Below are 26493 nucleotides of genomic sequence, written 5' to 3' on the forward strand. Positions count from 1 at the left end.
CCGGAACGGGGCGCCCCGGCCGGGACGGCGGTCCGTACGTCCGCCGGAAGGGGTCAGTCCACGACGCAGGCGGGCTCGCACGCCTCGCGGGCGCCGAGCATCAGCCGCGAGCCCGGCCCGCGCGCGGCGGCCACGTCGTCGGGGTTGGCCAGCGCGCAGCGGTCCAGCGACAGGCAGCCGCAGGCGATGCAGTCGGTCAGCCCGTGCCGGAGCCGTTCGAGCTGCCTGATGCGGCCGTCCAGCTCGCCCTGCCACATCGTGGAGAGCCTCTCCCAGTCCTCCCGGGTGGGGGTACGGCCGTCGGGCAGGGCGGCGAGCGCCTCCTGGATCGTCCTGAGCGGGATCCCCACCCGCTGGGAGACCCGGATGAAGGCGATCCTGCGCAACGTGTCGCGGGAGAAACGGCGCTGGTTGCCGGTGGTGCGGCGGCTGCGGATGAGCCCCTTGGACTCGTAGAAGTGCAGGGCGGAGACGGCCACCCCGCTGCGCGCGGAGAGCTGGCCGACGGTCATCTCCGGAGTGTTGGGCATGCGGCAGTCTAACTTGACCTCAATCAACATTGAGGTTACAGAGTAAGATCATGATTTTCACCGAGGCGGAACTCGCCTTCCTCAAGAGCCAGCACCTGGGCCGGTTGGCCACGACCGACTCCGCCGGGGGCCTGCAGAACAGCCCGACCGGTTTCCACGTCGACCCCGAGACCGGCGCCGTCGACATCTACGGCCGCGCGATGGGGACCACCAGGAAGTTCCGCAACGTCCGGACGAACCCGCGGGTGGCCTTCGTGGTGGACGAGCTCGCCTCCACCGATCCCTGGCGGGTGCGGGGGGTGGAGATCCGCGGCGAGGCCGAGGCCATCGAGGACCACGATCCCCCCTTCCCCCACCTCAGCCGCGAGGTCATCCGCATCCATCCCCGCAGGGTCGTCTCCTGGGGCGTCGACCCCGAACACGAGGGCATGCGGGGCCGCGACGTCTGACCCTGCGCATCGAGAGCCCACCGGGAGCCCACCGGGAGCGCGCCGGGCCGCGCGCCGGGCCGCGCGGCCCGTCACCCCGGGGCGGCCGTCCGGCCGCGCGCCGGTCAGCGCCCCAGCGTGCTCTCCCTGACCACGAGCCGGTAGCCCGCGCCGACCTCCTTCGGGGGGTGGTCGGCGGGGCCCTCGATGCGCTGCTTGAGCAGGTCGACCGCGATCCTGGCCAGCTCGGCCTTGTCGGGGGCGACCGTGGTCAGGGTGGGGGTGCTGAAACGGCCGTCCTCGATGTCGTCGAGCCCGGCCAGGGCGACGTCCTCGGGCACCCGCAGCCCGGACGACAGCAGGGTCCGCATGGCGCCCAGCGCCAGCAGGTCGTTGAAGCAGAACACCGCGTCGGGCGGTTCGGCGCGCCCCAGCAGCGCGGCCATCGCCGCCGCCCCCTGGTCCCTGCGGTAGCGCTCGACCGTGGCGACCGTCTCGGGAAGCCCGTGGGCGGCCATGGCCTCGCGGTACCCGGCCAGGCGGAGCGGGGCGGTGCCGCTGGCGGCGTTGTCCTCGGCGCCCAGCGCGGCGACGCGGGTGCGGCCCAGCCCGATCAGGTGCTCGGTGACGTCGCGCGCCGCCCGTACGTTGTCGATGGCCACGTGGTCGGCGGGGCCGTCGTGGATGCGCTCGCCGAGCAGCACGAGCGCGGTCGCGTCGGTGCGCGCGGCGAGCTCGTCGGCGCCGATCGCGATGGGGCTGAGGATGACCCCGTCCACCCGGTGGTCGCGGACCCCGTCGAGGATGCGCCGCTCCCGCTCCAGGCGGCCGTCGGTCTGCTCGATGACCACCAGCCACCTCAGCTCGGCCGCGGCGTCGATGACGAACCTGGACAGCTCGGCGAAGTAGGGGGCGTCGAGCTCGGGCAGCGCCAGGGCGATCACGCCGGTGCGTCCCTGGCGCAGGTTCCTCGCCGACAGGTTGGGCCGGTAGTCCAGCCGGGAGAGCGCCTCCTCCACCTTGGCCCGGGTCGCGGGCGAGACGTGGGCGTACCCGTTGACGACGTTGGAGACGGTCTTCACCGACACCCCCGCCAGGCGCGCGATGTCGCGCAGGCTCGCTCCCACTCGCTCCCCCTCCCGCCGGGGTGCCCGCCGCCCGGCCGGTACTCCGCGGGCCGTACGGGATCCGGTCCCGACGATCGTAACGCCCCGGTATCGACTCCTGGAGCCCCTGTTTACAACGTTGAAACAACGTTGTAGAAACCACCTACCACGAAATGTCGCGTTAACAGAGAGGTCGTGCCGTGGCGACCACCGCCCGTCTCACCCTGGACCCCGCCTTCCGCATCGCCCCGGTCGAGCCCCGGCTCTTCGGCTCGTTCGTGGAGCACATGGGCCGCTGCGTCTACACCGGCGTCTTCGAGCCCGGCCACCCGCTGGCCGACGCCGACGGCCTGCGCACCGACGTGCTGGAGCTGACCCGCGAGCTCGGGGTCACGGTGGTCCGCTACCCCGGGGGCAACTTCGTCTCCAACTACCGCTGGGAGGACGGCGTCGGCCCGGTCGAGGAGCGGCCGGCGCGGCTGGACATGGCCTGGCGCAGCCTGGAGGGCAACGCCTTCGGGCTCAACGAGTTCATGGCCTGGGCCGCCAAGGCCGGGGTCGAGCCGATGATGGCGCTCAACCTCGGCACCCGGGGGGTCGCCGAGGCGCTGGAGCTGGTCGAGTACGCCAACTACCCCGGCGGCACGCGCCTGTCGGAGCTGCGCCGCTCGCACGGCGTCGACAAACCGCACGACGTGCGGCTGTGGTGCCTGGGCAACGAGCTGGACGGCCCCTGGCAGATGGGCCACAAGACCGCCGCCGAGTACGGCCGGCTGGCCGCCGAGACCGCGCGGGCCCTGCTGCGCTTCGACGGCGGCCTGTCGCTGGTGGCCTGCGGCAGCTCCAACAGCGGCATGCCGACGTTCGGCTCCTGGGAGGCCGAGGTGCTGGAGGCGACGTACGAGATGGTCGACTACATCTCGCTGCACGCCTACTACGACCCCTCCGACGGCGACGTCGACTCCTTCCTCGCCAGCGGCGCCGACATGGAGCACATGATCCGCTCGATCGCGGCCACCGCCGACCACGTGGGCGCGAAACTGCGCAGCACCAAGCGGATCCGGCTCTCCTTCGACGAGTGGAACGTCTGGTACCAGAGCCGCTTCGGGGGCGAGTCGTCGCTGGAGTGGCGGGAGCGCCCGCGGCTGATCGAGGACACCTACGACGTGACCGACGCGGTGGTGGTCGGCAGCCTGCTCATCACGCTGCTGCGCAACGCCGACCGGGTCGGCGTCGCCTGCCAGGCGCAGCTCGCCAACGTGATCGCCCCGATCAGGACCGAGCCGGGCGGCCCGGCGTGGCGGCAGAGCATCTTCCACCCGTTCGCGCTGACCGCCCGGCACGCCCGCGGCCAGGTGCTGCGCGTGGAGCCCGAGTGCGGGACGATCCCGACCGCCAGGTACGGCGAGGCGCCCGCGCTCTGGGCGACCGCCACGCACGACGAGGCGACCGGCGAGCTGACGCTGTTCGTGGTCAACCGCGACCGGAACGCCCCGTGCGCGCTGGAGCTCACGCTGCCCGAGGGGATGCGGCCCGTCGAGCACCTGGAGCTCACCGACGACGACCTGTCGGCGGTCAACACCGCCGACGCTCCCGACCGCGTCGTCCCCCGGCCCGGCGCGGGCGCGCGCCAGGAGGGCCGCCGCTCCGTCCTGAACCTCTCACCCGTCTCGTGGAACGTCGTCCGCTTCGCTCCCTCGTCCCCCCAGGAGTAAGACCATGACCAGTCCCCTGTCCCGCCGCTCGTTCATGGGCCTGACCGGCGCCGCCGGCCTGACCGCCGCGCTGGCCGCCTGCGGAGGCGGCACCAAGATCGGCTCCGGCGCCTCCTCGCCGGCCTCGGCCGCGCCGACCTTCGCCGGCGGGGAGTACTCCGGCCCCAAGGTGACGCTGGACTACTGGAACGGCTTCACCGGCGGCGACGGCCCGCACATGCGGACCATGCTGGAGGCGTTCAACAAGGAGTACGCCGGCCGCATCGAGGTCCGCAACGTCACCCGGCGCTGGGAGGACCTCTACCCGGCCATGCCGACGGCCATCACCGCGGGCAAGGGCCCGGACGTGGCGGTCATCCACAACGACTGGATCGGTACCTTCGCCACCCGGCAGACGCTGATCCCGCTGGACGACGTGGTCGGCGCGCTGAAGCTCAGCGAGGCCGACTTCATCCCCGCGGTGTGGAACGCCGGCATCTACGAGGGCAAGCGCTACAGCGTCCCGCTGGACGTGCACAGCCTGGCCGACTACTGGAACACCTCCCACCTGGAGAAGATCGACCTCGACGACGCCCCCGCCGACAAGGCCTCCTACGAGGACGCCCTGGGAAGGCTCAAGCAGGCCGGGATCGAGAACCCGTTCTGGATGCCCAGCAAGTGGCCGGCGCACCTGATGTTCATGACCCTGCTGTGGCAGTTCGGCGGCGAGCTCTACAGCGAGGACGGCGCGAACGCGCTCTGGGGCTCCGAGGCGGGCGCCAAGGCCCTGGGCTGGATGGTCGAGCAGATCGACAAGGGCCTCAGCCCGGCCAAGGTCGCCCAGGACAGCCAGTACGCCGCCTTCAAGAACGACAAGGTCAGCTTCACCTGGGACGGCATCTGGCAGATCAACGACCTGAAGACCAACGCCAAGTCGCTGAAGTGGGGCATGTCCCCGATCCCCAACATCGGCGGCACGGCCGCGGCGTGGGCCTCCTCGCACAACTTCGTGATGACCTCCCAGGCGGGCAAGGACCCCAACAAGGTCCAGGCGGCCAAGTTCTTCATCGACCACATCAGCCGCCAGTCGACCGAGTGGGCCAAGGCCGGGATGATCCCGGCGCGCAACTCCGCCCGCCAGGACCCGGCGATCGCCGACCTGCCGCAGATCAAGATGGCCGCCGACGTGAACATCTTCCGCTTCCTGCCGCCGCTGCCCGGCGTCGGTGACGTGCAGTCCAAGGCGCTGGAGCTCGCCATCGCCAAGGCCGTGCTGAAGCAGTCCTCCCCGGCCGACGCGCTGAAGGAGGGCGTGGCGTCGGCCGACAAGCTGCTCGCCGCCAACAAGCGGAAGTACGAGAAGTGAGCCTGCTCACCGAGGAGATGGGCCGGCCCGGCACCGCCGGGCCGGACCGGCCCGGCGGTGCCGGGAAGACGCCCAGGATGCGGCCGTGGACGCCGTACGCCTTCCTCGCCCCCTATCTCGCGCTGTTCGCGGTCTTCATGCTGCTGCCGATCGGCTTCGGGTTCTGGACGAGCCTGCACGAGTGGGACATCAACCTCCCCGCCAAGCCGTTCGTGGGGCTGGAGAACTACCTGGAGCTGTTCGACCCCTCCAGTGTGGACGGCTCGCGGTTCTGGACGGCCATGCGGGCCACCGGCATCTTCACGGTCGCGTCGGTGCCGCTGCTCATCGTGCTGCCGCTGCTCACCGCGCTGCTGATGAACGGGCGCTTCGCCGGGCGCAACGTCTACCGCGCCGTCTACTTCGCGCCGTACGTGCTGGGCGTGGCGGTCGTCGGCTTCGTCTGGCAGTTCCTGCTGGACGGCAACATCGGCCTGGTCAACCACTACCTCGGCCTGGACGTGCAGTGGACCAACGACGTGGCGCCCGCCTGGGTGGCGCTGGTGGGCGTGACGGTCTGGTGGACGCTGGGCCTGAACTCGGTCATCTTCCTGGCCGGGCTCCAGGACATCCCGCGTGAGCTGCACGAGGCCGCGATGGTCGACGGCGCCTCCGCCTGGCAGCGGTTCCGCTCGGTGACGCTGCCGGGGCTGCGGCCCGTCACGGTGTTCGTGGTCAACGCCACGATCCTGGCCTCGGCCAACATGTTCGGCCAGTCCTACCTGATCACCCGGGGGGCGCCCGCCGACCAGACGAAGACGGCGATCTACCTCATCGCCGAGACCGGCCTGCGCCAGTTCGACATGGGCACCGCCTCCGCGATGAGCTTCATCCTGGCGGCGTTCCTCATGGTGGCCAGCGGCCTGGTGTTCGGCGCCTTCAGGGACAGGAGCGCGCGGCGATGACCCACGACACCCGGCGGCTGCGGCGCGCCCTGCTGCACCTGGTCCTGGCGGTGATCGCGGCGCTGTACCTGAGCCCGCTGGTCTACATGTTCGTCACCTCGTTCAAGACCCGCGAGGCGGCCGGGTCCACCGAGCCGCAGTGGATCCCGGACCCGGTGTCGCTGGACGCCTACCGGGAGCTGCTCGGCAGCGCCGACAGCCCGATCATGACGTGGTTCCTCAACAGCCTCGCCGCCGCCACCGGGCACGCCGCCCTGGTGCTGGTGACCGCCGCGCCGGCCGCGTACGCGCTGGCCAGGCTCCGCTTCCGCGGCCGGAGGACGATCTTCGCGACGGTGGTGGCGACGCTGTTCGTGCCGCCGGTGGTGCTGCTGATCCCCAACTTCCTGATCGTCAACGAGCTCGCCTGGGTGGACAGCCTGCCCGCGGTGATCGTCCCGGCGGCCGCCGGGGCGTTCGGCGTGTTCTTCCTGCGGCAGTTCTTCATCACCCTGCCCGGCGAGCTGGAGGAGGCCGCCGAGCTGGACGGCTGCAACCGGTGGCAGATCTTCACCGTCATCGCGCTCCCGCTGGCCCGCCCGGCGCTGGCCACGCTGTTCCTGCTGTCGTTCCTCACCAACTGGAACGACTTCCTGTGGCCGATCTTCGTCCTGCTCAGCCCCGAGTCCCTGACGCTCCCGGCGGGCCTGGGCAACTTCCAGAGCGCCAACAGCATCCGCTACGACCTGCTGATGGCCGGGGCGGTGATCGCCAGCCTGCCGGTGATCGGGATCTACCTCGTGGCGCAGCGGTGGATCATCGAGGGCATCTCCCGTTCCGGCCTGAAGGGATGAACCGGTAAGAATAGGACGCATGACGAGAGCACTGGTGCTGGGTGGCGGGGGTGTGGCGGGCATCGCCTGGGAGGCGGGGGTCGTCACGGGCCTGCGCCGGGCGGGCGTGGACCTGGGAGAGGCAGACCTGGTGATCGGCACCTCGGCCGGGTCGGTCGTGGGGACCCTGGTGGCCACCGGGGCCGACCTGGAGGCCTCGGTCGGCGGGCGGGCGCGGTCGGAGACGGCGACCGCGTCCTCGGTGGACATGGAGGCGGTCATGGCCGCCTTCAGCCTCCTGTACGACCCGTCCCTGGAGCCGCGGGAGGCCCGGCGCCGGGTGGGCGAGCTGGCGCTGGCCGTGCCGGACACCGGCGCCAGGATCGAGACGATCGGCGAGCGGCTGCCCGTCAAGGAGTGGCCGTCGCGCCGCCTGCTGATCACCGCGGTCGACGCCGGGACCGGCGAGTTCGTGGTCTGGGACCGCGACTCCGGGGCGCCGCTGGTCTCGGCCGTCGCCTCCAGCTGCGCGGTCCCGTGCGTGTTCCCGCCGGTGGAGATCAACGGGCGCCGCTACATGGACGGCGGGGTGCGCTCGGCGAGCAACATCGACCTGGCCGCGGGCAGCTCCGCCGTCGTCGTCCTGGAGCCGCTGGCGCACGCCTCGCCCAGGAGCCGATTCGAGGCCGAGGTCGCCGCGCTGGGGGACGCCCGCGTCGCGCACGTCGGCCCGGACGAGGCGGCGATCGCGGTGTTCGGCGCCGACGTCCTCGACCCGGCCCTGTGGCGCCCGGCGTTCGAGGCCGGGCTCGCCCAGGCGCCCGCGGTCGCCGGGAGCGTGGCCGAGGTCTGGAAGGACTGAGGGCGGCGTGGGCGGGGAACGGCCTCCCGGCGGACCCGGCGACGCGGGTGGTGCCCCCGGCGCGTCCCGGGGCGGTCCGGGCGCGCCGGGGCCGGCGGTGCTGTGGGTGGTGAGCGGCCCGCCGGGGGCCGGCAAGTCGACCGTGGCGGCGGCGCTGCCGGCGCTGCTGGATCCGGTGCCCGCCCTGCTCGACAAGGACACCGTCTACGGCGGCTTCGTGGCGGCCACCCTGCGCGCGCACGGCCGCGACGAGGGCGAGCGCGAGGGTCCCTGGTACGACGAGCACGTCAAGCGGCACGAGTACGAGGGCCTGACCGAGGTCGCCCGGCAGATCCGCTCACACGGCTGCCCGGTGCTGCTGGAAGGCCCCTTCACCACCCAGGTCCACGACGCGGCCGTCTGGGAACGCTGGGTCGGGCGGCTGGGCGGGCCGCCAGTGCGCCTGCTCTGGGTCCGCTCGGACGGCCCGTCCCTCCGCGCCAGACTGGAGGCCAGGGGCCTGGCCAGGGACGCGGGCAAGCTCGGCCGCTTCGAGGAGTACCTGCGGGCCATCCGGGTGGACGAGCCGCCCGTCGTCCCGCACGACGAGATCGACAACCGTCCCGGCGCGCCCTCGCTCGCCTCGCAACTGCACCGGCTCGTCACCCCCAGGCGGGACCGGCCCCCTCACGGCGGCCACTCCCCCCCGGGCCGTTAGCGCCCATCCGTCCTCTCCGGGGCGTCGGCGCCGTCCGTCCTCCCGGGAACGTCGGCGCGTCCTCCCCTCCGAGCCGTCGCCGCCACCCGCCGTCGCCGCGCCCGCCGGCGGGTGGCCGTCATGTCCAGGGAAGGGCGCGTGCGCCCACCAGCCTCCCGCCCTTCCAGGTCCACACCGTGTTCGCCCGCGCCGACCGGTCCTCGTACACCACCCACACCTCTCCCACGCCCGCCTTGCGCGACTCCGCCGCCGCCCACTGGCTCACCTGCGGCCAGTTCACCTCCCACTCCTGGTAGTCGCCGCCCGTCTCCCCGGGCGCGGTCACCCCGACGTAGTACGAGCGCACCGGCCACGGCAACCCCGTTCCCGCCCGGACGTCGTGCGCCGCGACCGGCACCTCCCTCCGCGTGGGGGCCTGCTCGTCCTCGTCCCTCCGCCTCCGCGGGCCCCAGGCCCGGAGCCTGGTCCGGGGCCTCCACAGCATCCCTCCGATCACCACCGTCAACGCCCCCAGAAGGATCAGAAACACCTCGATTCCCATCCGCCCACCCGTCCCAATCCCTCGCGCCGACGTCCACGCCGATGCCGATGTCCATGCCGATGTCCATGCCGATGTCCATGCCGATCTTCGCTTCGATGCCCGCCCTCCGCCACCGTCCCCCGGCGGCCCGCCCCGCGCTCCCGGACGTCCTCCCCCGGGGAGGAGAAGGGATGATCGGACGAACCGCACGGGAGAGGCACCCTGATCCCGCATGCTGAGATATCACCGGTCGGCCTGACCGAAACAGAGATGTATCCCACGTCCCGTGCTCGAGTGGTAAGCGACGTCGAATCCCCCACCCCCACCTGGGACGGAATGGGTGTTTTACGACACAGCAGACAAAAACGGCTAGCCGGAAGTAATCTGTTTTCCCCTCCGCAACACCCTTTGGAACGATCCGACAAAATTGAGTCATATTTCATGACAACTTTGCATTGCGGCCATAACGTTGCGGCCTTACGTTCCCGGTATGGATCTCGAGCTCCGACACCTCAAGATCGTGCGCGCGGTGGCCCAGGCAGGTAGCGTCACCAAGGCCGCCACGCACCTCGGACTGGCACAACCCGCGCTGACCGCGCAACTCAAACGGATAGAGCGGGTACTCGGGGGAGCTCTCTTCGAACGCGACCACAACGGCGCACGGCCCACACCCCTGGGGGAGCTGGTGCTGTCAAGGGCGATGGTGCTGCTGCCCGCGGCCCGTGAACTCCAGGAGGAGGCCCTCAGGTTCGCCAATGCCAACTCCGACGTCCCCAGCTACCGGCTGGGCGCCACCAACGGGCCGATCCTCGGCGGCCTGATGGACCGCCTCGCCACCGCCTGGCCCAACACGCCCGTCAGCACCCACACCTCCTGGTCCGCCAAGGAGCTCACCACCATGGTGATGCTCGGCCGGATCGACTTCGCGTTCATCGGGGCGTGCGGGGAGAGCCCGCCTCCGGTGGAGGGGCCGGTGGTGTGGTCGACGGTGGGCACCGACCCGGTCTTCGTCCTGCTCAACGAGGACCATCCCCTGGTGGACAGGAAGGAGGTGGAGCTGGCCGAGCTGGCCGACGAGCAGTGGACGGTCACCCCCGGCGACAGCTGCTTCGGCGACTGCTTCGCCACGGCCTGCGCCCGCGCGGGCTTCACCCCCCGGACCATCTACGAGACCGACGTGGCCACCTGCATGCACCTCGCCAAGGTGGGCCGTGCCGCCGCCCTCTGCCAGGCCACCTTCCAGCCCGCCGAGGGGCTGAGGCTGGTCCCGATCGCCGGCGCCCCGCTGCGCTGGCGGCAGCTGTTCGGCTGGCATCCGGAGTCGTCCAGCGCCGCGGTCGCGGCGTCGATCCTCGAGCACGCCAAGGCCTCGCACGCCGACGCGGTCGGGCGGAGCAGAAGGTACGCCGAGTGGCTGACCGGAAACCCTGGTCTAGGAACCACTCCATAACGTGACGATAGGGGACATTTGGTAGAGCCATAACGTGCGGGGGGGCCGTTACCTTGACGTCACCCCCCACACGAGGAGAGAACCAATGCTCCGCAGAAGTGCCATGACGGCGGGCTTCGCGCTCGCTCTCACCATGGTGGCCGCCCCCGCCATGGCTCAGGGTCCCGGCGAGGCCCCCGCCGCGCCCTACACCCTCGCCGAGGCCCGCGCCCAGGTGGCGGCGACCGCCGCCAAGCCGTCCCCGGGGCTGATCGACGCCATCCGGCGCGACCTCGGCGGCACCGGCGCGCAGGCCGCCGCGCGTCTCGTCAACGAGGCCGCCGCCGCCAAGATCGAGCCCGCCCTGCGGGGACAGCTCGGCGCCGCCTACGCCGGAGCGTGGGTGAACGGCCCCACCTCGGAGATGGTCGTCGCCACCAGCGACTCCACCAAGGTCGCCTCCCTGGCCAGGTCCGGCGCGGAGGTCAAGCTCTTCAAGAACTCCCTGGCCACGCTGGAGGCGGCCAAGGCCACGCTCGACGGGCTCGTGAGCAGCGCGCCGAAGTCGGTCCCCTCCTGGTACGTCGACGTGCGCACCAACAGCGTCGTCGTGCTGGCGCGCGACACCGCCGAGGCCCAGGCGTTCGTGAACGGCAGCGGCGTCGACACCTCGCTGGTCCGCGTCGAGGCCTCGCAGGAGAACCCCACCCCGCTGTACGACGTGCGCGGCGGTGACGCCTTCTACATGGGCGGCCGGTGCTCGGTCGGCTTCTCGGTCACCCGCGGCAGCCAGGGCGGCTTCGCCACCGCCGGCCACTGCGGCGACGTCGGCACCGCCACCCAGGGCTTCAACCGGGTCGCCCAGGGCACCTTCCAGGGTTCCTCCTTCCCGGGCAACGACTACGCCTGGGTCGCGGTCAACGCCAACTGGACGCCCACCGGCGTGGTGAACGGCTACAGTGCGGGCATCCTGCCGGTCAACGGCTCCACCCAGCAGGTCGTGGGCAGCTCCATCTGCCGCTCGGGCTCCACCACCCAGTACCGCTGCGGCACCATCAGCCAGCACAACACCAGCGTCACCTACCCCGAGGGCACCATCACGGGCCTGACCCGCACCACGGTCTGCGCCGAGCCCGGCGACTCCGGCGGCTCCTACATCTCCGGCACCCAGGCCCAGGGCGTCACCTCCGGCGGCTCGGGCAACTGCACCTCCGGCGGCACCACCTACCACCAGCCGATCAACGAGATCCTCTCGGTGTACGGGCTCACCCTGGTGACCAGCGGGACCAACCCGCCGCCCACCGGCTGCACCGGCTACACCAACACCTACACCGGCTCGCTGACCTCCAACGCCAACGCCTACCAGCCCGGCACCGCCGGCTACAGCGCCGCCGCGGGCGTCCACCGCGTCTGCCTGGACGGCCCCAACGGCACCGACTACGACGTCTACCTGCAGAAGCTGAGCGGCTCCACCTGGACCACCGTGGCCAGCGGGACCACCCCCAGCGCCGACGAGGCCTTCACCTACAACGGCACCGCGGGCACCTACCGGGTCCGGGTCCACGCCTACAGCGGCTCGGGCTCCTACACCCTCGGCCTGACCAGGCCGTAGCACGCCGGCCCCGGCCGGGGCCGTGACGGAACCGGCCACCGCGCACCCCGCCGGGACGGCCCCGGGCCCGAGAACCACCTCCGGGCCGGTCCCGGCGGTCCCACGGCCCCGGCCGCACCCCCCAGCCGCCCTCCCCCCTCCCGGACCGCACGGGCTCCGAAAGGGGGGAGGGCGGCGCCGCCGTGCCGGGGCGTCGAGAACAATGAGGGAATGAGCGAGCTTCTGACGCTGAGCGAGGGCGCGGTGCTGACGCACCTCGCCACCCGGGCCGAGCTGTCGAGCGGGGTGCTGCCGGCCTCCGACGACCTGAGGCTGTGGGCACGGCTGGCCGACGGCGACGGGGTCCCCCTGGCCGGCGGCGGCCGGGTCCGTACCTCGATGGACACCGGCGAACCCGTGCTGACCGGGCCCGACGGCTGGCTGGCCGGGGTGGAGCCCGGCCAGGTGGTCGCGCTGCGCCTGCGCGGGGGCGCCCTGGAGGTGTCGGTGGCGGAGCTGGAGGACGTTCCCGCCGAACGGGCGATGCGGGTCGTCCAGGAGTTCGGGGAGCAGGCGCTCGACGCGCTGCGCGCCTTCGCCGAGGGCCTGGAGCCCAGCCCGGGCGTGCCGGTCGACGTCGTGGTCCTGGAGCTGCTGATGAAGGCGCCCGAGACCTTCGCCGACCCGCTGCCGCCGCTGGCCCCGCTGCTGCGCAACGCCTCCCTGGAGCTGCGCGACGGCCGGGTGGGCATCGTCGGCGCGCCGTGGGACGTGGCGTCGGTGGCCGACCTCGCGCCGCTGGACATCATCAGGCTGGCCCTGGTGCGCAGCGCGCTCCGCGCCCACGGCGAGGGCGCCGACCTGTCCAAGGCCGTCTCCTACCTCTCCCGTTCGGAGACGGTGCTCGCCAGGGTCGCCGACGAGGTGGAGCGCGAGCCGCTCGCCCCGGCCGTGGCCGAGGCGCTGCCCCGCGACGAACCCGCCGCGCTGCTGCTCCTCGCACGGTCGGCCGAGGGCGAGGGCCGCTCGTTCGAGGCGGCCGGGCTGATCTCCGAGGTGCTCTCCCTCTCCCCCGGCCTGGCACCTGCCGAGCGCGACGCGGCCGATTACGCCGCCTGCCGCACCGACCCCGGCGCCCCGCTGCCCGGACGGGCCGCGCACCTGTTCCGCCAGTTGCTCGTGTACGCCTACCGTCCGGCCCGCAGGAGGCTGATCGAGGACCTGATCGGGCTGAGCGTCCGGGTGGCCGAGCCCGCCCTGGCGGACCTGGCGTTGTTCGAGAACGACGTCGTCGGCGAGTTCCTGGCCACGCGGGGCGACTGGCTGCGCGAGGACGAGGTGGAGCTGCTGGAGTCCTGGCGGCGGACGCCGCTGCGGCTGTGGGAGGTCCTGGACGTGTCCGGGGACGAGATCACCGTGGCCGCCGCCGTCTCCGGGGGCGCCGCCGACGGGAGCACCGCCTCCGAGGGCGGCGTCTCCGGGGGCGCCCCCGGCGGCGGGGAGCGGGTGACGCTGACCGACGAGCTGCTCGCCGGGCAGGCGCTGCCCGGCGACCTGATGCTGACCAGGGTGCTGAGCGACGGCGCGGGCCCGCACGTGTTCGGCCACCCCTTCAAGGTCGATCGGGAACGGCGGCGGGAGATGCTCGCCCTGCTCACCGACCCCGTCGACCCCTACGCGGTGGCCGCGTTCTTCCGCCGTCCCCGGCGGGCACCGGGCCTCCCGGACGGAAGCGGGGCGCCCTGAAGCCTGCGGCCCGCAAGTCCGGGCGGCCCGAAGGCTCGGGAGCGCCCGGACGACTCACACGTCACACATCACACGTCTTACGTCGGCGGTCGTCAAAAGTACCTCTCCGCTGGGCATAATGGAGCCGTTGACGGACGTAAGTCCTTCAACGGTGAGACGAGGAGTGCTGACTGTGCGCATGAGCAACGAGGCGAACGGCTCGATCGCAGGAGCCGGGGCGCTTCTGAGCATCCTGCGCGACGGCCGGGCCCGGACCAGGGCCGAGCTGGTCCAGCTGACCGGGCTGGCCAGGTCCACCCTCGCCCAGCGCCTCGACGCGCTGGTGAGCCTGCAGTGGATCGTGCCGACCGAGGAGGCCATCTCCTCCGGGGGCCGCCCCGCCATCGCCTTCACGTTCAACCGCACCGCCCGCGTCGTCCTGGCCGCCGACCTGGGCGCCACCCACGCCCGGGTCGCGATCACCGATCTCGGCACCGCGGTCCTGACCGAGCGCGCGATCGAGATGCCCATCGACCTCGGCCCGGAGGAGACCCTCGGCTCGCTGCGGCGCACCTTCGAGGACATGCTCGCCGAGACCGGCCACCGCCTCGACCAGGTCTGCGGCGTCGGCGTCGGTCTTCCCGGCCCGGTCGAGTACGGCTCGGGACGCCCGGTCAACCCGCCGATAATGCCGGGCTGGGACGGCTTCCCCGTCCCCGAGTGGCTCGGCTCGCGCCTCGGCGTCCCCGTCCTCGTCGACAACGACGTGAACATCATGGCGCTCGGCGAGCACTGGGCGGCCCGCCCCGAGGCCGACCACCTCATCTTCATAAAGATCGGCACCGGTATCGGCTGCGGCATCATCAGCGACCGCCGCCTGCACCGGGGCGCCCAGGGCGCGGCCGGCGACATCGGCCACATCCGGGTGGCCTCCGGGCTCGACACCGTCTGCCGCTGCGGCAACCGCGGCTGCCTGGAGGCCGTCGCCGGCGGCGCCGCCATGGCCACCCGGCTCCGGGCGAACGGGGTGGAGGCCGAGGACAGCCGCGACGTGGTCCGCCTGGTGCGGGCCGGCAACACGCAGGCGGTCCAGCTCATCAGGCAGGCGGGCCGCGAGGTCGGCGACGTGCTCGCCTCGATCGTCAACTTCTTCAACCCCGCGGTGATCGTGGTCGGCGGCGACATCTCCGAGGCCGGGGAGCAGGTCCTCGCGGGCCTGCGAGAGGTCATCTACAGCCGGTCGCTGCCCCTGGCGACCCAGCACCTGACGATCACCGCCAGCGAGCTGGGCGACCGGGCGGGCATGATCGGCGCCGCGGTCATGGTCATCGAGCACGTCCTGGCACCGGGAATCGTCGACCGCTCCATCACCGCCGTCTGACCGGGGCGCGGCGGCGCTCGTGGGACACTCGTCCGACCATGGACGCCGAACCGATGAGGACCGCCCGGCTCACGCTGGAGCCCCTGGCGGTACGCCACGCGGCCGAGATGGCCGAGGTGCTCGGCAACCCCGCCCTGCACATCTTCACCGGTGGCTCGCCGGACACCCCCGAGCGGCTCCGTGACCGCTACGCCCGCCTGGTCGCCGGTCCCCCGGCCGGCCACGCGGAGTCGTGGCTCAACTGGGTGATCCGCCTCGACGGTCCGGACCGGCTGGTCGGCTACGTCCAGGCGACCGTCACCGGCGACCGCGCGTCCGTGGCCTGGGTGGTGGGGACGGCCTGGCAGGGCCGGGGCATCGCCGGGGAGGCCGCCGTCGCGCTCGTCCACCGCCTCCGGGAACGCGGCGTCACCGTCGTCGTCGCCGCCGTCCACCCGGACCATGCCGCCTCGGCGGCGGTGGCGCGCCGCGCGGGACTGGCACCGACCACCGGCAGGGTGGACGGCGAGGTCGTGTGGAGTTCGGACCGGGACGAGGCCGCGGGCCCGGAGCACGGGCCGATCTGAGTAGGAACGCCCAGGCGCGGATGAGTGTCCCACCCCTCCCGGGCCCCCGTGATCCTCGAGAGGGTCGGACCATGAAATGGTGGATCTTCCTGGTCGCGCTCGTCGGCACGGTGGTCGCGGCGTGGTTGCTCGTGTACGCCGACGTCCCGCTCTCCACGTTCCTGTCCCTGGGGCTCGGCGCGGTCAGCCTGATCTGGCTGATCGTGATCCTCACCCTGCCGTGGAACCTCTACTTCGGGGCACGCCAGGTGGTGCACGAGATCCACGTGTCCCGGGAGCGCGGCATCGAGGTGCCCGCCGGGCACGAGGCCGAGGCGCGGGAGATCGCCCGGCGGATGCGCCGGTTCGCCATCGGCGGCCACCTCGTCTCGGCTCTGGTCCTGGCGGTCATCACCTACTTCTCCGGCGCGTCGGTGGGCTACTACTTCGCGGGTTTCTACCTGCTGAGCACGGGCTTCCGCCCGGCGGGCGCCTACCTGTCGCACCTGCGCGAGCGGGTCGGCACGCTGATGAGCGAGGCCCGGCATCCCCGCGAGGACGTCGTCTCGCTCGTGGCCAGGGTGGACGGCCTGACCGCCCAGGTGGCCGCGCTGACCGAGACGACCGAGCGGCTCCGGGAGGACGCCGGGTCGCTCCGTGCCGCCCTGCGCGACGGCGACGAGGCCCTGGACCGCCGGATCACCGGGCTCGCCCGGCGTTTCGAGGACACCGTGGACGGTCTCACCGACAACCACGAGGTCATCACCGGCCTCAAGGCGTTCCTCCGCCTCGTCCGCGCCGACGCCCACGGCGACGCCCACGGCTACGGCCACGCCTGATCGCCGCCCCGACGCCACCGGTGACCACCACCCGTCGGACCCTCAGCGCACGCTCACCTCCAGCAGGCGTTCCGCGGCGCCGAGGACGTCCCGGACGCCGACCTCCAGCAGGCCCGGGTCGGGCCGGTAGGCGTACGGGTCGCCCTGGCTCCCGGCCCAGAGCACGGCGTGCGGTCCCGTCTCCGGGGGTCCCCACAGCGCGGGCGTGACCGGGCCGAAGATCACCACCGACGGGGTGGCGAACGCGGTCGCCAGGTGGGCCACACCGGTGTCCCCGCAGATCACCAGGCCCGCCCCGGCCACCAGGGCGGCCAGTTCCACGGGCCCGGTGCGCCCGGCGAGCACGCACGCGGACGGCAGCCGCGCGAGCAGCGCCACCCGCTCGGCGAGATCGCGCTCCCTGGCGCTGCCGGTGACCACCACGTCGTGCCCGTCCTCCAGCAGCGCCGCGGCCACCAGGGCGAACCGTTCCGGCGGCCAGCGCCTGGCCGGGTAGGCGGCACCGGGGTGCACGACGACCGGCCGGGGCGCCCCCTCGGCGCGGACGGGACGCTCCAGCGCCAGGTCCGCCGGATCCGCAGGGATGCCGTACCAGCCGAGGAGGTCGCACCAGCGTCGTACCTCGTGCACGCCGTCCCGCCAGGGCGGCCCGGGCACGGCGGGGAAGGCGGGATGCGCGTGGGTCAGCAGCCGGGCCGGGCCGGTGCGGTGCAGCGCGGCGACCCCGTGCGGGCCGCCGCCGTACAGGTTGACGGCGACGTCCACGCCCCGGCCGAGCGGCGGGACATGGCCCGGACCGGCGACGTCGCACACCTCGTCCACGCAGCCGATCAGCGGCACCAGCGGCGCGAGGGCGGAGGGCACGGCCAGCACGATCCGATGCCCGGGGTGGGCGCGCCGCAGGGCGCGCAGCGCGGGTACCGCGGTCAGCAGGGCCCCCAGGCCCAGCCCGCGCAGCACCACCATGACGGGCCGGTCCCTGAGGGCCGGCGCGGCCGCGTCCCGGTGCCGTGTCCCGGCATCGGCCGGGAGGGGGTCCGCCTGTTCCGGCGCGGGGCCGGCGCTCATGTCCGGGCCCTCATGTCCGGGCCCTCATGTCACGGTCTTCATCGTCGGGATCTCCTTCGTGAACGTCACGTCACGGTCTCCTTCGCGAACGTCAGGCGGCCGACCGCCTCGACGACCTGCGTGCTCGCCACCGAGGACAGGCACGGATGCCCGGGGACCGGGCAGGCGGTGGCGCGGGTCCCCCGGCAGGGCGCCCGCTGGTCCCCGAGGACCACCACCGGGACGCCGTACGGCGCCCAGCGCCCCGCCGGAGCCACGGGGGCGAACAGGCTGACGACCGGCGTGCCGACCGCCGCCGCGAGGTGGGCCGGGCCGCTGTCGGCGGCGACCACCGCGCACGCCCCGGCGAGCACCGCGGCGAGCTCGGCGAAGGTCGTACGGCCCCCCAGGTCGGTCACGGACCTCCCCGCGGTCCCGGCCGGCCATCCGCCGGCCGATCCCGGGGGGTCGGCGCCGGTCGCGCGGCCCGGCGCCGCGGACTCACCGCCGATCCGGCCGTCGATCCAGCCCTCCACCCCTCCCCCGGCGTGGCGGCCGGCCCAGCCGCCGGTACGGGCGGTCCCGCCCCACCCCCGGCCACGGTCACCCGCGTCCGGGGGCCCGCCCCCCATCCAGCCGCCCGCGAAGACCGGGCCGGGCGACAGCCCGTGCCGGCCGGCGCCGGAGGCGATCCTCGCGGTGAGCACGCGTTCGTCGGCGCCGCCGGTCACCACCACCCTCCGTCCCGAGCGCGCGAGGTCCTGGACGGTGCGCGCCCAGCTCTCCAGCGGCCACGCCCTGGCGGGGCAGGAGACACCCGGATGGACGACCACGTAACCCGGTGGCCCGGTGAGGTGACCGGTCTCCGGTAGCGGGCGCCGCACGGCCAGGCGCCCGCCGTCCCCCGGCGGGAGGTCGAACCCCGCCGACCGCGCCAGGCCGAGCATGCGTTCGGCCTCGGGCTGGTCCGCGCCCTCGTCGGCGACGTGCCGTACGTCGAGCAGCGAGCCCGCCCGGTCGTCGGAGGCGGCGACGATCCTGAACGCGCCCGCCAGCCTGAACAGCAGGGCCAGCGGCAGCGGGGACTCGTGGGCCGAGGTGAGGATCAGCGCCTGGTCGGGCGCCACCTCCCGGATGATCCGCAGCAGCCTCAGCACGTGCGGCCCGGTCACGGGAGGCACGACCGCGGACGGCGCGCCCACGGACGACGCGGTCGGAGGCGACGTGACGGGCTCGATCCACGGGGCGCGCCACTCCACCGTCCGCGAGACGCCGGGCAGCAGCTCGCCCGCGTCCCGGCCGTAGGGCCCGGTCAGCAGCACGACCTCGTCCGCGCCCGCCGCCACCGCCCGGATCGCGGGTCCCGCCAGGAGGACCTCCCCGGCGTTGTCCAGGCGGGCGACGAGAACGGTGCCGCTCACCGCGGTCCCGTCTTCGCGTCGCCCGCGGAGGCGGCCCGCGGAACGTGGAAGATCGCCTCTACACCGGGAAATCTCATGGCGCAGGCCTCTCGCTCGATACCTACTGACTACCGAGAGCTGCGTTCCTCAAACCGAAAAATCGCATATAGAGGCAGTTAAGGACATTAAGCGCCCGCTTTTATCACTATAAGTAACAATTCTGGCGGTTGTCCGTGCTTCGGCCGGGTACGCGTCCCACCGGGGCGGGGCGGACCCCACGGGATCGAGCGGCTCCCCGGGGCCGCTCAGCCGGTGACGAGATGGGCGTTGGGCTCGCGGGCGCGCTCCGCCAGGTCGGGGATCTCCAGCACCGCCACCCCCGCCGCTGCGAGCTCCTCGGCCCCGTGGCAGTCGACGAAGAGCAGGGGCTCGCGCCATGCCATCACCACCCGGCCCGCTCCGCTCTCCAGGATCAGGCGGGTACAGGTCTTCGGACGGGACCTGCGCGCACTGCACGGCTCCAGGCTGCTGTAGACCGTGGCGCCGGCCAGCCGGGGATCACCGGGGGCGATCTTCGCGAGCGCCGCCTCCTCGGCGTGCACGTGCGGGTCGGTCTCCCGGGAGTGTCCCCGGGCGAGCTCCCGCCCGTCGGCGGAGACCACCACGGCCCCCACCGAGAAGGCCGTCTCCGAGGGCGGGCACGACCTCGCCAGGTCGCACGCCAGCTCCAGCCAGTCGCGGTCGTTCACGGGCCACCTCCGGTACGGGAACCCCGGCACCTCCGGCGGGGAGGGCCGGCCTCGGCCCGGGAGGGGATCCGACCCTCTCCCGGGCGCGCGGTGATCAGGTCAGCAGGTAACGCAGCAGGGTGACGTCCTCCATCGCGCGTACCTCCGCCAGCCGCATCCGGCGGCGGTCGTCGCGGGGGAAGTCCCCGTCCCCGACGAAACGCGGGGCGGCGGGGTCGCCGACGAAGAACGGGGCGACGACGAGGTGGAGCTCGTCGACGAGGTCCTCCCGGAGGAAACGGGTGTGGACCGACGTGCCGCCCTCGACCATCAGGCGGCGCACCCCCCGCCCGCGCAGGTCGGCGAGGACCCCGCCGAGCCCGATCACCCCCGCGCCGTCCGCGCCGTCCGCGCCCTCCGCGCCGGTCGCGCCGGTCGCGCCCTCCGCGCCCCGCGTGCCGACCACGCCGCCCGTACCGGCCGCGCCACCGGCGTCGACCACCTCGGCCGCGTCGCCGAGACGGGCGACGAGCCCCGCCACGGCCGGGGAGGCGGCGTACACGATCCTGCGCGTGTCACCGGCCGTGAAGAACGCGGCGGCCGGGTCGAGGTCGCCGGTGGCGGTCAGCGTCACCTTGGCCGGCGACGGCGGCAGGCCTCGCGCGGCCCGCTCCCGCATGCGCCGGGGCGACCGGACCAGGAGCCTGGGGTCGTCGTCGCGTACGGTGCCCGCCCCGACCAGGATCGCGTCACAGGTCGCGCGGACCGCGTCGACCCGGTCGAAGTCCTCGTCGTTGGAGAGCAGCAGCCGTCGTGGCGAGCCGTCGTCGATGTAGCCGTCGACGGACATCGCGCAGCTCAGCAGCACGTACGGACGCTCTCCCACGTTCCTCCCCCGGTGTCGTGGCACCGGTTCCCCCGCGCCGGGCACCGGCCGATGGTAACAACCCCGCACCCGGCCCGCCCGCGGCGCCCGCCCGCCCCGCCCCGCCGTCCGGGAACTCCACCGCCGCCGGACTCGTCGTACAGGGTGCGACATCCCCGGCACCGAGAGGCATCACCCGTGCGAAGCTCGTTCTTCGGAAACCTCGATCAGGGTCATCTGCCCGGCCACTTCACGCTGCAGAACGCCAAGATGCTGCGGGTGCACCTGAACGGGGAGGTGATGGCCCGGCAGGGGTCGATGGTCGCCTTCCAGGGGCAGATGGACTTCGACTACGAGGGCGCCGGGGGGGTGGGCCGGTTCCTGAAGAAGATGGTCACCGGCGAGGGCGCGCCGCTGATGCGCGTCCGCGGCCAAGGGGTGATCTTCATCGCCTCCAACGCCGACGACGTGCACCTGTTCTACCTGGAGAACGAGGCGCTCACCGTCAACGGCACCAACCTGCTCGCCTTCGACCCGCAGCTCACCTGGGACATCCAGCGCGTGCAGGGCGCGGGTGTCGCCACCGGCGGCCTGTTCAACACCACGATCACCGGGACCGGCTGGGTGGCCGTCACCGCGCACGGCGCCCCGGTGCTGCTCGACACCGCCCAGGCGCCGACCTTCGCCGACAGCCAGTCCGCGGTCTGCTGGAGCGCCGGTCTCCAGGTGGGCGTCAACCGCACCGTGAAGGTGGCGGCGCTCATCGGGCGCGGAAGCGGCGAGGCCGCGCAGCTCGCGTTCCGCGGGGAGGGCTTCGTGCTCGTCCAGGCGAGCGAGGGGCCGATCGTCCCGCACGCCTCGGGCTGAGCCCGCCCACGGGGGCCTCACACCGCCCCCTCCCGCGATCGCCGGGCCGAGCCTCCGGGGCCCCGGCCCGAGGCCGCCCACGGTCGACCCGAACCCTCCTGAGCCAAGCCGAGCCCAGCCGAGCCCTGCCGAGCCCTGCGCCCGGCGGTCAGGCCCTGGCCTGGATCAGCGCGTGGGTGCCGGTGGTCAGCCAGGGGCGCCCCGCGCGCTCCAGCGCCTCGACGGTCTCGGCGGTCAGGCCGACCGCGACCTCGGACTTCAGGGTGCGCAGCGCCGCGACCGGGCCGGGGAAGTACGCGGTGGCCTCGGCGAAGGGGGTGGTGTGCGGCCAGGCCCGGTCCCCGACGAGGCGGCGGTAGTTCAGGTCACCCTTCATGATCGTCAACGAGGCGGACGCGAAGTCGTCGCGCATGCCGACCGGCATCTCGCGGTAGGGCAGCGGCGAGCAGGAGAAGGCGTGCGCCCGCAGCACCAGCCGGTCCGACCCGATCGCCGTCCGCAGCCTCTCCGCGACCCGTCCCGCCTCGCCGCCCGCGGCCGACATCCGCCGCAGGCAGGCCAGCACGTCGGTCACGGTGGCGTCGGACACGTAGTACGGCAGGGGCTTGACGTGCAGGATCACCTGGCCCGTCCCGCGCGCGTGCAGCAGGTGGTCGATCAGGACGAGGTCGGGCAGCAGCTCGCTCCCGGCGTTGTCGGCGACCAGGCAGACCCGCGCGGCGGCGGTCAGCGACCACAGCAGCGCGCTGTCGTCGGCCACCAGCCCGGACTCGCGGTCGGCGAGATCGGGCCCCGCCGAGATCCGGAACACCAGGTCGGCCCGGTTGCCCCACAGCGCCCTGAGGATCAGCGCCTGGGCCCGCTCACCGGCGGGCCCCCCGCCCGGCGCGTCGAGAGCGCGGAGCTCGCGGAGCTCGCGGAGCTCGCGGAGCTCGTCGTCGACCGCCTCCCCCATCAGCTCGGCGTGCTTGAAGGGCTCGAACGGGTCGACGCCGCGCCAGGGCCCCGGCTCGAAGTAGCCGACCGCCGACAGCAGCCTGCGGTAGAAGTAGCTCTCGGCCCACAGGAACGGCACCTCGTCCCAGCGCCGCCCCAGGTGGCCGCGGTCCCAGCTCTCCCAGAGGTCGCGGTCGTGCGCGGAGGCCTCCAGCGGCCGCATGACCCCCTCGATCTCCTCCCGGAGCGCGTCGAGCGCCCGGTTCACCCGGCTGTCGTACGGCGTGGCGTCGCGGACCCTCTCGATGAGGGAGGGGTGGCGTTCGTGCAGCACCCGCCAGGGAAAGGAGCCGGGAACGTCGCTCAGCAACTCCGGCGGATCGCAAGGCCCGGAGACTCCGGAGGAACCCGATGACCCCGGAAGTCCCGGAGAACCCGAGGGACCCGAGGGACCCGAGGGACCCGGAAGCCCCGGAGACCCCGGCGGCGCCGAGACCTCCGAGGGCGTCGCGGGCCGTTCCCGGGCATCACCGTCTGCCATTTCCGTCTCCCTTTTGACGCATGACGACTCTTGCTATGAAATATGTTTGGCTACAGCGAACAGGCGGCCACGCCGCTCGACGGAGGGGAGCCGCAGGTGGGCACATCGGAGCGCCGTGGCGGTGCGGAACCGGACCGCCACGACGCCGTCGGAGCCCGGATGCGGCAGTTCCGCAAGGAGCGCGGTCTGACACTACGCGGTCTGGCCACCCACTCCGGGCTCTCGATCGGGTTTCTCTCGCAGGTCGAGAGGGGCATCTCCTCCATCGGCCTGACCGCGCTCAACAGCGTGGCCACCGCGCTCGACCGGAGCGTGGCCGAGTTCTTCAACGACGCGCCGGCCGAGGAGAGGGAGGAGGAGACGCGGGCACCGGTCTCCTCGCTGCCGAGCCACTTCACCCTCACCCGGTCCAGCACGGCCGCCACCGAGTACATCTCGGGCCAGCAGACCTACCGCATGCTCTCGGCCAGGGGCCCGAACCTGGTGCTCGAACCGCTGCTGGTGCACATCGCGCCCGGCGGCAGGCGGGAGAACTCCTACGGCCACGCCGGCGAGGAGTTCGCCTTCGTGCTGGAGGGCGAGCTGCTGTACGAGGTCGACGGCGTCGAGCACAGGCTCCACCCGGGCGACAGCGTCCACCTCAGGTCGACCGTCCCGCACAGCATGTTCAACGACACCGACCGGGTCACCACGGTCGTGTCCGTGGTCACGCCCCGCCTCTTCTGAGGCGTCGCGACCACCCGACGGCCATCGCCGCCGCGACCGGCACGCCGAGCGCCGCGCTGAGGGCCACGGCCGCGACCGCCCGGTTCTGGCGGGCGATCCGGCGCCGGACGTCGGCGTAGGGGACCGTGCTGAACGACACGAGCTCGTAGCGGGAGACGTAGCGGCCCGGCAGCAGCCGCTCCAGGCCGTGCTCGAGGCGCTTGCGCAGCAGGAACGACCGGGAGGCGACCTTGTCGCGCATCTCCACGAAGTTCTCCAGCGCGAGCTCGGCGATGGTGTCGGCGTGCTCCTTGCGGCGGGTCCCGTACAGCTCCAGGGCGGCGGGGAAGTCGTCGCCGGTCTCCTCCAGGCAGCGGTCGAGCTCCACGCAGTCCTCGAAGCCGCAGTTGGCCCCCTGGCCGTAGAAGGGCACGATGGCGTGGGCCGCGTCCCCGAGCAGCCCGGTCACGGCGCCGGCGCCGCGCACGTGCCAGGGGCGGGTCCGCACGGTGACCAGGCGCCCGATCGGGTTGCAGGCGTAGTCGTCGGCGAGGCCGGGCATGAGGGCGTGGGCGTCGGCGTAGCGGGCGGCGAAGAACTCCTCGAACCGCTCGGCGGTGTCCAGCTCCTCGAAGCTGCCGGGCCCGGTCCTGGGCCAGAACAGCGTGCAGGTGAAGGACCTGTCCGGGTTGGGCAGCGCGATCATCATGGCCCTGCCGCGCGGCCAGATGTGCAGCGCGCCCGGGTCCAGGGCGAAGTCGCCGTCGCGCGCCGGGATCGTCAGCTCCTTGTAGCCGTAGTCGAGCTGGTCCTGCGTGACCTCGACGCCCCCGAGGAGCAGCAGCCGCCCGCGCACCGCGCTGTGGGCGCCGTCGGCGGCGAGCACGACCGTGGCGGTACGGGTGACCGGCCCGCCGGGCGTGTCGAAGTCCATCCGGCCGGAGTCGGCGTCGTACCCGGTCAGCCGGTGCTCGAACAGGGCCCGGACGCCGGGCATGGCCAGGGCCGCGTCCAGCAGGGTGCGGTTGAGGTCGGAGCGGCTGATGGAGTTGATCGCCCGCTCCCCCGTGGCGCTGTAGGACTGGAAGCCGAGCGCGCCGTCGGGGGCGTGCATCATCCGGCCCGACATCGGCAGCGCCGCCTCCAGCACTGCGCCCTCCAGCCCGATCCGGCGCAGCGCGTCGATCCCCCGTTCGGAGATGGCCAGGTTGATCGAGCGCCCGCGCTCCGGCGCCGCCGTGCGCGGGTCGGGCCTGCGCTCGTACAGCACGACCCGGTGGCCGCGCCGGGCCAGGTAACACGCCGTCAGGCAGCCGACCAGCCCGGCGCCGACCACCGCGACCTCCTCGGGCCTCATGACGGGGTCACCTCCGCGGCGAGCGCGTCGGCCGCCCGCCAGCAGTCGTGGAACGTGGAGTACATCGGCACCGGGGCGAGCCGGATGACGTCCGGGCGCCGCACGTCGGCGAGGACGCCGTGGACCCGGTGCAGCCGGTCGGCGAGACCGGTGGCGTCAGCGTCCCCGCCGCCCCCGCCGCCCCCGGCGCCGCCGCCCACCCGCAGGGAGAGCTGGGCCCCGCGCCGGGCCGGGTCGGAGGGGGTGACGATCTCCAGCGGGCGGTCCCGGACCACCTCGGCGAGCAGCGCCTCCAGGTACCCGGTGAGCGCCAGGCTGCGTTCGCGCAGCGCCGCCATCCCGGTCTCGGCGAACATCCGCAGCGAGACCCGGACGGGGGCCATGGCCAGGATCGGCGGGTTGGAGATCTGCCAGGCGTCGGCCGTGGGGACGGGCACCAGCTCGGGCCGCATCTCGAAGCGGGTCGCCTGCTCGGTGCTCCACCACCCGGCCAGCCGGGGCAGGTCCGGATCGGTCACGTGGCGCCGGTGCACGAAGCACCCCGCGACCGCGCCCGGACCGGCGTTGAGGTACTTGTACGAGCACCAGGCCGCGAAGTCCACGTCCCAGTCGTGCAGCGCGAGCGGCACGTTGCCGACCGCGTGCGCCAGGTCCCAGCCCACCCGGCACCCGGCCGCGTGACCGGCGGCGGTGACGGCCGGGATGTCGAGGAACTCACCGGTCAGGTAGTTGACCCCGCCCAGCAGGACGAGCGCCACCCGGTGTCCCTCGCGGGCCAGGTAGCCGACGATGTCCTCGGTGCGCAGGCAGTCCTCACCCGGGCGGGGGCGCAGGCGGACCACGGTCTCGTCGGGGTCGAGGCCGTGGTGGACGGCCTGGCTGCGGACCGCGTAGCTGTCGGAGGAGAAGGCGTGGTCCTCGATGACGATGCGGGTGCGCTCGCCCGCCGGGCGGTAGAACGTCGCCATCATCAGGTGCAGGTTGACCGTGAGGGAGTTCATCACCACCGTCTCCTCGGGGGCGGCGCCCACCAGCGCGGCGGCGTCCTCGCGCAGTTCGGCGTGGTAGGGCAGCCAGGGGTGGGCCGCCCGGTGGTGCCCCTCGACCGCGTGCAGCGCCCAGTCGTCCAGTTCGGCCTGGACCGCGGCGCGGACGGCGCGGGGCTGCAGGCCCAGCGAGTTGCCCGCGAAGTAGGCGACCTCGGGGTGGCGGGCCGAGGCGGGCAGGGGCGGCAGGAGGAACTCGGCCCGGCGGCAGACCGTGTCCCGGGCGTCGGCGGCCAGCGCGGCCCGCTCACCCTCCTCGCCGAGCCCGGCGAGCGGCGGGGCTCCCGCGCCGGGCCCGTGGACCGGCGTGACCCGCCCGCCCCTCTCGGCGGTGCGCTCGATCATCGTGTCATCTCCTTCGTCCCCCTCATGTTCACTCATGCTGAACTCAGGTGAAATCAGGAGCGCGAGATGATTCGGGGGATTCGCTTTACGGACGGAAGGTTCTGCGGGCATCCGGTTTCGGGATGACGGAGCGTCACGCCCGGGTGCCCGCGAGAGGTATACCCGTCCAGGTCACCCCCGTCACCCC

25 protein-coding genes are annotated in these 26493 nt (G+C 73.3%); 15 read left to right on the forward strand and 10 right to left on the reverse strand.

Going from position 1 to position 26493, the window contains the following annotated elements:
• Positions 1-53: 53 nt before the first annotated feature.
• The gene (soxR, locus tag AB0G16_RS13230; RefSeq protein WP_362803402.1) at positions 54-530 is read right to left on the reverse strand and encodes a redox-sensitive transcriptional activator SoxR; all 477 of its coding nucleotides are present in this window, start codon (positions 528-530) and stop codon (positions 54-56) included.
• 50 nt (positions 531-580) lie between these two features.
• Between soxR and AB0G16_RS13235 the strand changes: the two genes are divergently transcribed.
• On the forward strand, positions 581-979 hold the full coding sequence (locus AB0G16_RS13235; RefSeq protein WP_362803405.1) for a PPOX class F420-dependent oxidoreductase: 399 nt from the start codon (positions 581-583) through the stop codon (positions 977-979).
• A gap of 104 nt (positions 980-1083) precedes the next feature.
• Here the strand turns inward: AB0G16_RS13235 and AB0G16_RS13240 are convergent, their stop codons facing one another.
• Positions 1084-2085, reverse strand: a complete 1002-nt coding sequence (locus AB0G16_RS13240; protein WP_362803408.1) for a LacI family DNA-binding transcriptional regulator — start codon at positions 2083-2085, stop codon at positions 1084-1086.
• A gap of 179 nt (positions 2086-2264) precedes the next feature.
• Here AB0G16_RS13240 and AB0G16_RS13245 point away from each other — a divergent pair, with 179 nt between their 5' ends.
• The 6 genes from AB0G16_RS13245 to AB0G16_RS13270 all read left to right on the forward strand — a co-directional run bounded on the left by AB0G16_RS13245 (position 2265) and on the right by AB0G16_RS13270 (position 8439).
• Positions 2265-3779, forward strand: a complete 1515-nt coding sequence (locus AB0G16_RS13245; RefSeq protein ID WP_362803411.1) for an alpha-N-arabinofuranosidase — start codon at positions 2265-2267, stop codon at positions 3777-3779.
• A 4-nt stretch (positions 3780-3783) separates the two neighbouring features.
• Positions 3784-5124: an extracellular solute-binding protein gene (locus AB0G16_RS13250; RefSeq protein ID WP_362803414.1), complete on the forward strand. Its 1341-nt coding sequence runs from the start codon at positions 3784-3786 to the stop codon at positions 5122-5124.
• Complete coding sequence (locus AB0G16_RS13255) at positions 5121-6068, forward strand: sugar ABC transporter permease (protein ID WP_362803417.1); 948 nt, start codon at positions 5121-5123, stop codon at positions 6066-6068. The genes AB0G16_RS13250 and AB0G16_RS13255 overlap by 4 nt, the downstream gene beginning before the upstream one ends.
• Positions 6065-6901, forward strand: a complete 837-nt coding sequence (locus AB0G16_RS13260; protein ID WP_362803420.1) for a carbohydrate ABC transporter permease — start codon at positions 6065-6067, stop codon at positions 6899-6901. Before AB0G16_RS13255 ends, AB0G16_RS13260 begins: the two co-directional genes overlap by 4 nt.
• A gap of 19 nt (positions 6902-6920) precedes the next feature.
• Complete coding sequence (locus tag AB0G16_RS13265; RefSeq protein WP_362803423.1) at positions 6921-7742, forward strand: patatin-like phospholipase family protein; 822 nt, start codon at positions 6921-6923, stop codon at positions 7740-7742.
• 97 nt (positions 7743-7839) lie between these two features.
• Positions 7840-8439 (forward strand): AAA family ATPase, encoded by a 600-nt coding sequence (locus tag AB0G16_RS13270; RefSeq protein WP_362803548.1) that lies wholly within the window; start codon positions 7840-7842, stop codon positions 8437-8439.
• A 118-nt stretch (positions 8440-8557) separates the two neighbouring features.
• On the opposite strand, the gene AB0G16_RS13275 is transcribed toward AB0G16_RS13270, so the two are convergent.
• Positions 8558-8968: a hypothetical protein gene (locus AB0G16_RS13275; protein WP_362803426.1), complete on the reverse strand. Its 411-nt coding sequence runs from the start codon at positions 8966-8968 to the stop codon at positions 8558-8560.
• Positions 8969-9449: 481 nt separating this feature from the next.
• Here AB0G16_RS13275 and AB0G16_RS13280 point away from each other — a divergent pair, with 481 nt between their 5' ends.
• The 6 genes from AB0G16_RS13280 to AB0G16_RS13305 all read left to right on the forward strand — a co-directional run bounded on the left by AB0G16_RS13280 (position 9450) and on the right by AB0G16_RS13305 (position 16469).
• Positions 9450-10409, forward strand: coding sequence for a LysR family transcriptional regulator (locus tag AB0G16_RS13280; RefSeq protein ID WP_362803428.1), 960 nt, complete (start codon positions 9450-9452; stop codon positions 10407-10409).
• Positions 10410-10494: 85 nt separating this feature from the next.
• Positions 10495-12000, forward strand: a complete 1506-nt coding sequence (locus AB0G16_RS13285; RefSeq protein ID WP_362803431.1) for a S1 family peptidase — start codon at positions 10495-10497, stop codon at positions 11998-12000.
• A 210-nt stretch (positions 12001-12210) separates the two neighbouring features.
• Positions 12211-13725 carry a hypothetical protein gene (locus AB0G16_RS13290; protein ID WP_362803433.1) on the forward strand — a complete coding sequence of 505 codons (1515 nt, stop codon included), beginning with the start codon at positions 12211-12213 and terminating at the stop codon, positions 13723-13725.
• 178 nt (positions 13726-13903) lie between these two features.
• Entirely contained in the window at positions 13904-15085 is a 1182-nt protein-coding gene (locus tag AB0G16_RS13295; RefSeq protein WP_362803436.1) for an ROK family protein, read from the forward strand.
• 38 nt (positions 15086-15123) lie between these two features.
• Positions 15124-15651 (forward strand): GNAT family N-acetyltransferase, encoded by a 528-nt coding sequence (locus AB0G16_RS13300; protein ID WP_362803439.1) that lies wholly within the window; start codon positions 15124-15126, stop codon positions 15649-15651.
• A 71-nt stretch (positions 15652-15722) separates the two neighbouring features.
• The gene (locus AB0G16_RS13305) at positions 15723-16469 is read left to right on the forward strand and encodes a hypothetical protein (protein ID WP_362803442.1); all 747 of its coding nucleotides are present in this window, start codon (positions 15723-15725) and stop codon (positions 16467-16469) included.
• A 42-nt stretch (positions 16470-16511) separates the two neighbouring features.
• Here the strand turns inward: AB0G16_RS13305 and AB0G16_RS13310 are convergent, their stop codons facing one another.
• From AB0G16_RS13310 to AB0G16_RS13325, 4 genes are all read right to left on the reverse strand, one after another.
• Entirely contained in the window at positions 16512-17537 is a 1026-nt protein-coding gene (locus AB0G16_RS13310) for a glycosyltransferase family 9 protein (protein WP_362803445.1), read from the reverse strand.
• Positions 17538-17602: 65 nt separating this feature from the next.
• Positions 17603-18937, reverse strand: a complete 1335-nt coding sequence (locus AB0G16_RS13315) for a glycosyltransferase family 9 protein (protein WP_362803448.1) — start codon at positions 18935-18937, stop codon at positions 17603-17605.
• Between the two features lie 284 nt (positions 18938-19221).
• On the reverse strand, positions 19222-19665 hold the full coding sequence (locus AB0G16_RS13320) for a dCMP deaminase (protein WP_362803451.1): 444 nt from the start codon (positions 19663-19665) through the stop codon (positions 19222-19224).
• A 94-nt stretch (positions 19666-19759) separates the two neighbouring features.
• The gene (locus AB0G16_RS13325; protein WP_362803454.1) at positions 19760-20530 is read right to left on the reverse strand and encodes a dihydrofolate reductase family protein; all 771 of its coding nucleotides are present in this window, start codon (positions 20528-20530) and stop codon (positions 19760-19762) included.
• A 177-nt stretch (positions 20531-20707) separates the two neighbouring features.
• Between AB0G16_RS13325 and AB0G16_RS13330 the strand changes: the two genes are divergently transcribed.
• Positions 20708-21376 (forward strand): AIM24 family protein, encoded by a 669-nt coding sequence (locus AB0G16_RS13330; RefSeq protein ID WP_362803457.1) that lies wholly within the window; start codon positions 20708-20710, stop codon positions 21374-21376.
• Positions 21377-21524: 148 nt separating this feature from the next.
• Here the strand turns inward: AB0G16_RS13330 and AB0G16_RS13335 are convergent, their stop codons facing one another.
• Positions 21525-22682: a damage-control phosphatase ARMT1 family protein gene (locus AB0G16_RS13335; protein WP_362803460.1), complete on the reverse strand. Its 1158-nt coding sequence runs from the start codon at positions 22680-22682 to the stop codon at positions 21525-21527.
• A gap of 267 nt (positions 22683-22949) precedes the next feature.
• On the opposite strand from AB0G16_RS13335, the gene AB0G16_RS13340 reads away from it, so the two are divergent.
• On the forward strand, positions 22950-23579 hold the full coding sequence (locus AB0G16_RS13340; RefSeq protein WP_362803462.1) for a cupin domain-containing protein: 630 nt from the start codon (positions 22950-22952) through the stop codon (positions 23577-23579).
• Here AB0G16_RS13340 and AB0G16_RS13345 read toward each other — a convergent pair.
• Positions 23560-24960 (reverse strand): NAD(P)/FAD-dependent oxidoreductase, encoded by a 1401-nt coding sequence (locus AB0G16_RS13345; RefSeq protein ID WP_362803552.1) that lies wholly within the window; start codon positions 24958-24960, stop codon positions 23560-23562. The two genes, AB0G16_RS13340 and AB0G16_RS13345, sit on opposite strands and share 20 nt — an antisense overlap.
• A complete protein-coding gene (gene kynU / locus AB0G16_RS13350; protein WP_362803465.1) occupies positions 24912-26306 on the reverse strand; it encodes a kynureninase in 1395 nt (464 codons plus the stop codon). The genes AB0G16_RS13345 and kynU overlap by 49 nt, the downstream gene beginning before the upstream one ends.
• Positions 26307-26493: the final 187 nt, after the last annotated feature.

Source organism: Streptosporangium sp. NPDC023615, from assembly GCF_040640155.1.
GTDB lineage: Bacteria > Actinomycetota > Actinomycetes > Streptosporangiales > Streptosporangiaceae > Streptosporangium.

Bases quoted from the DNA above. Each gene is read 5' to 3' on its own strand.
- AB0G16_RS13235 (WP_362803405.1), top strand. From the start codon at position 581: ATGATTTTCACCGAGGCGGAACTCGCCTTCCTCAAGAGCCAGCACCTG.
- AB0G16_RS13295 (WP_362803436.1), top strand. From the start codon at position 13,904: ATGAGCAACGAGGCGAACGGCTCGATCGCAGGAGCCGGGGCGCTTCTG.
- AB0G16_RS13290 (WP_362803433.1), top strand. From the start codon at position 12,211: ATGAGCGAGCTTCTGACGCTGAGCGAGGGCGCGGTGCTGACGCACCTC.
- AB0G16_RS13285 (WP_362803431.1), top strand. From the start codon at position 10,495: ATGCTCCGCAGAAGTGCCATGACGGCGGGCTTCGCGCTCGCTCTCACC.
- AB0G16_RS13305 (WP_362803442.1), top strand. From the start codon at position 15,723: ATGAAATGGTGGATCTTCCTGGTCGCGCTCGTCGGCACGGTGGTCGCG.
- AB0G16_RS13310 (WP_362803445.1), bottom strand. From the start codon at position 17,537: ATGAGCGCCGGCCCCGCGCCGGAACAGGCGGACCCCCTCCCGGCCGAT.
- AB0G16_RS13265 (WP_362803423.1), top strand. From the start codon at position 6,921: ATGACGAGAGCACTGGTGCTGGGTGGCGGGGGTGTGGCGGGCATCGCC.
- AB0G16_RS13260 (WP_362803420.1), top strand. From the start codon at position 6,065: ATGACCCACGACACCCGGCGGCTGCGGCGCGCCCTGCTGCACCTGGTC.
- AB0G16_RS13250 (WP_362803414.1), top strand. From the start codon at position 3,784: ATGACCAGTCCCCTGTCCCGCCGCTCGTTCATGGGCCTGACCGGCGCC.
- kynU (WP_362803465.1), bottom strand. From the start codon at position 26,306: ATGATCGAGCGCACCGCCGAGAGGGGCGGGCGGGTCACGCCGGTCCAC.
- soxR (WP_362803402.1), bottom strand. From the start codon at position 530: ATGCCCAACACTCCGGAGATGACCGTCGGCCAGCTCTCCGCGCGCAGC.
- AB0G16_RS13280 (WP_362803428.1), top strand. From the start codon at position 9,450: ATGGATCTCGAGCTCCGACACCTCAAGATCGTGCGCGCGGTGGCCCAG.
- AB0G16_RS13300 (WP_362803439.1), top strand. From the start codon at position 15,124: ATGGACGCCGAACCGATGAGGACCGCCCGGCTCACGCTGGAGCCCCTG.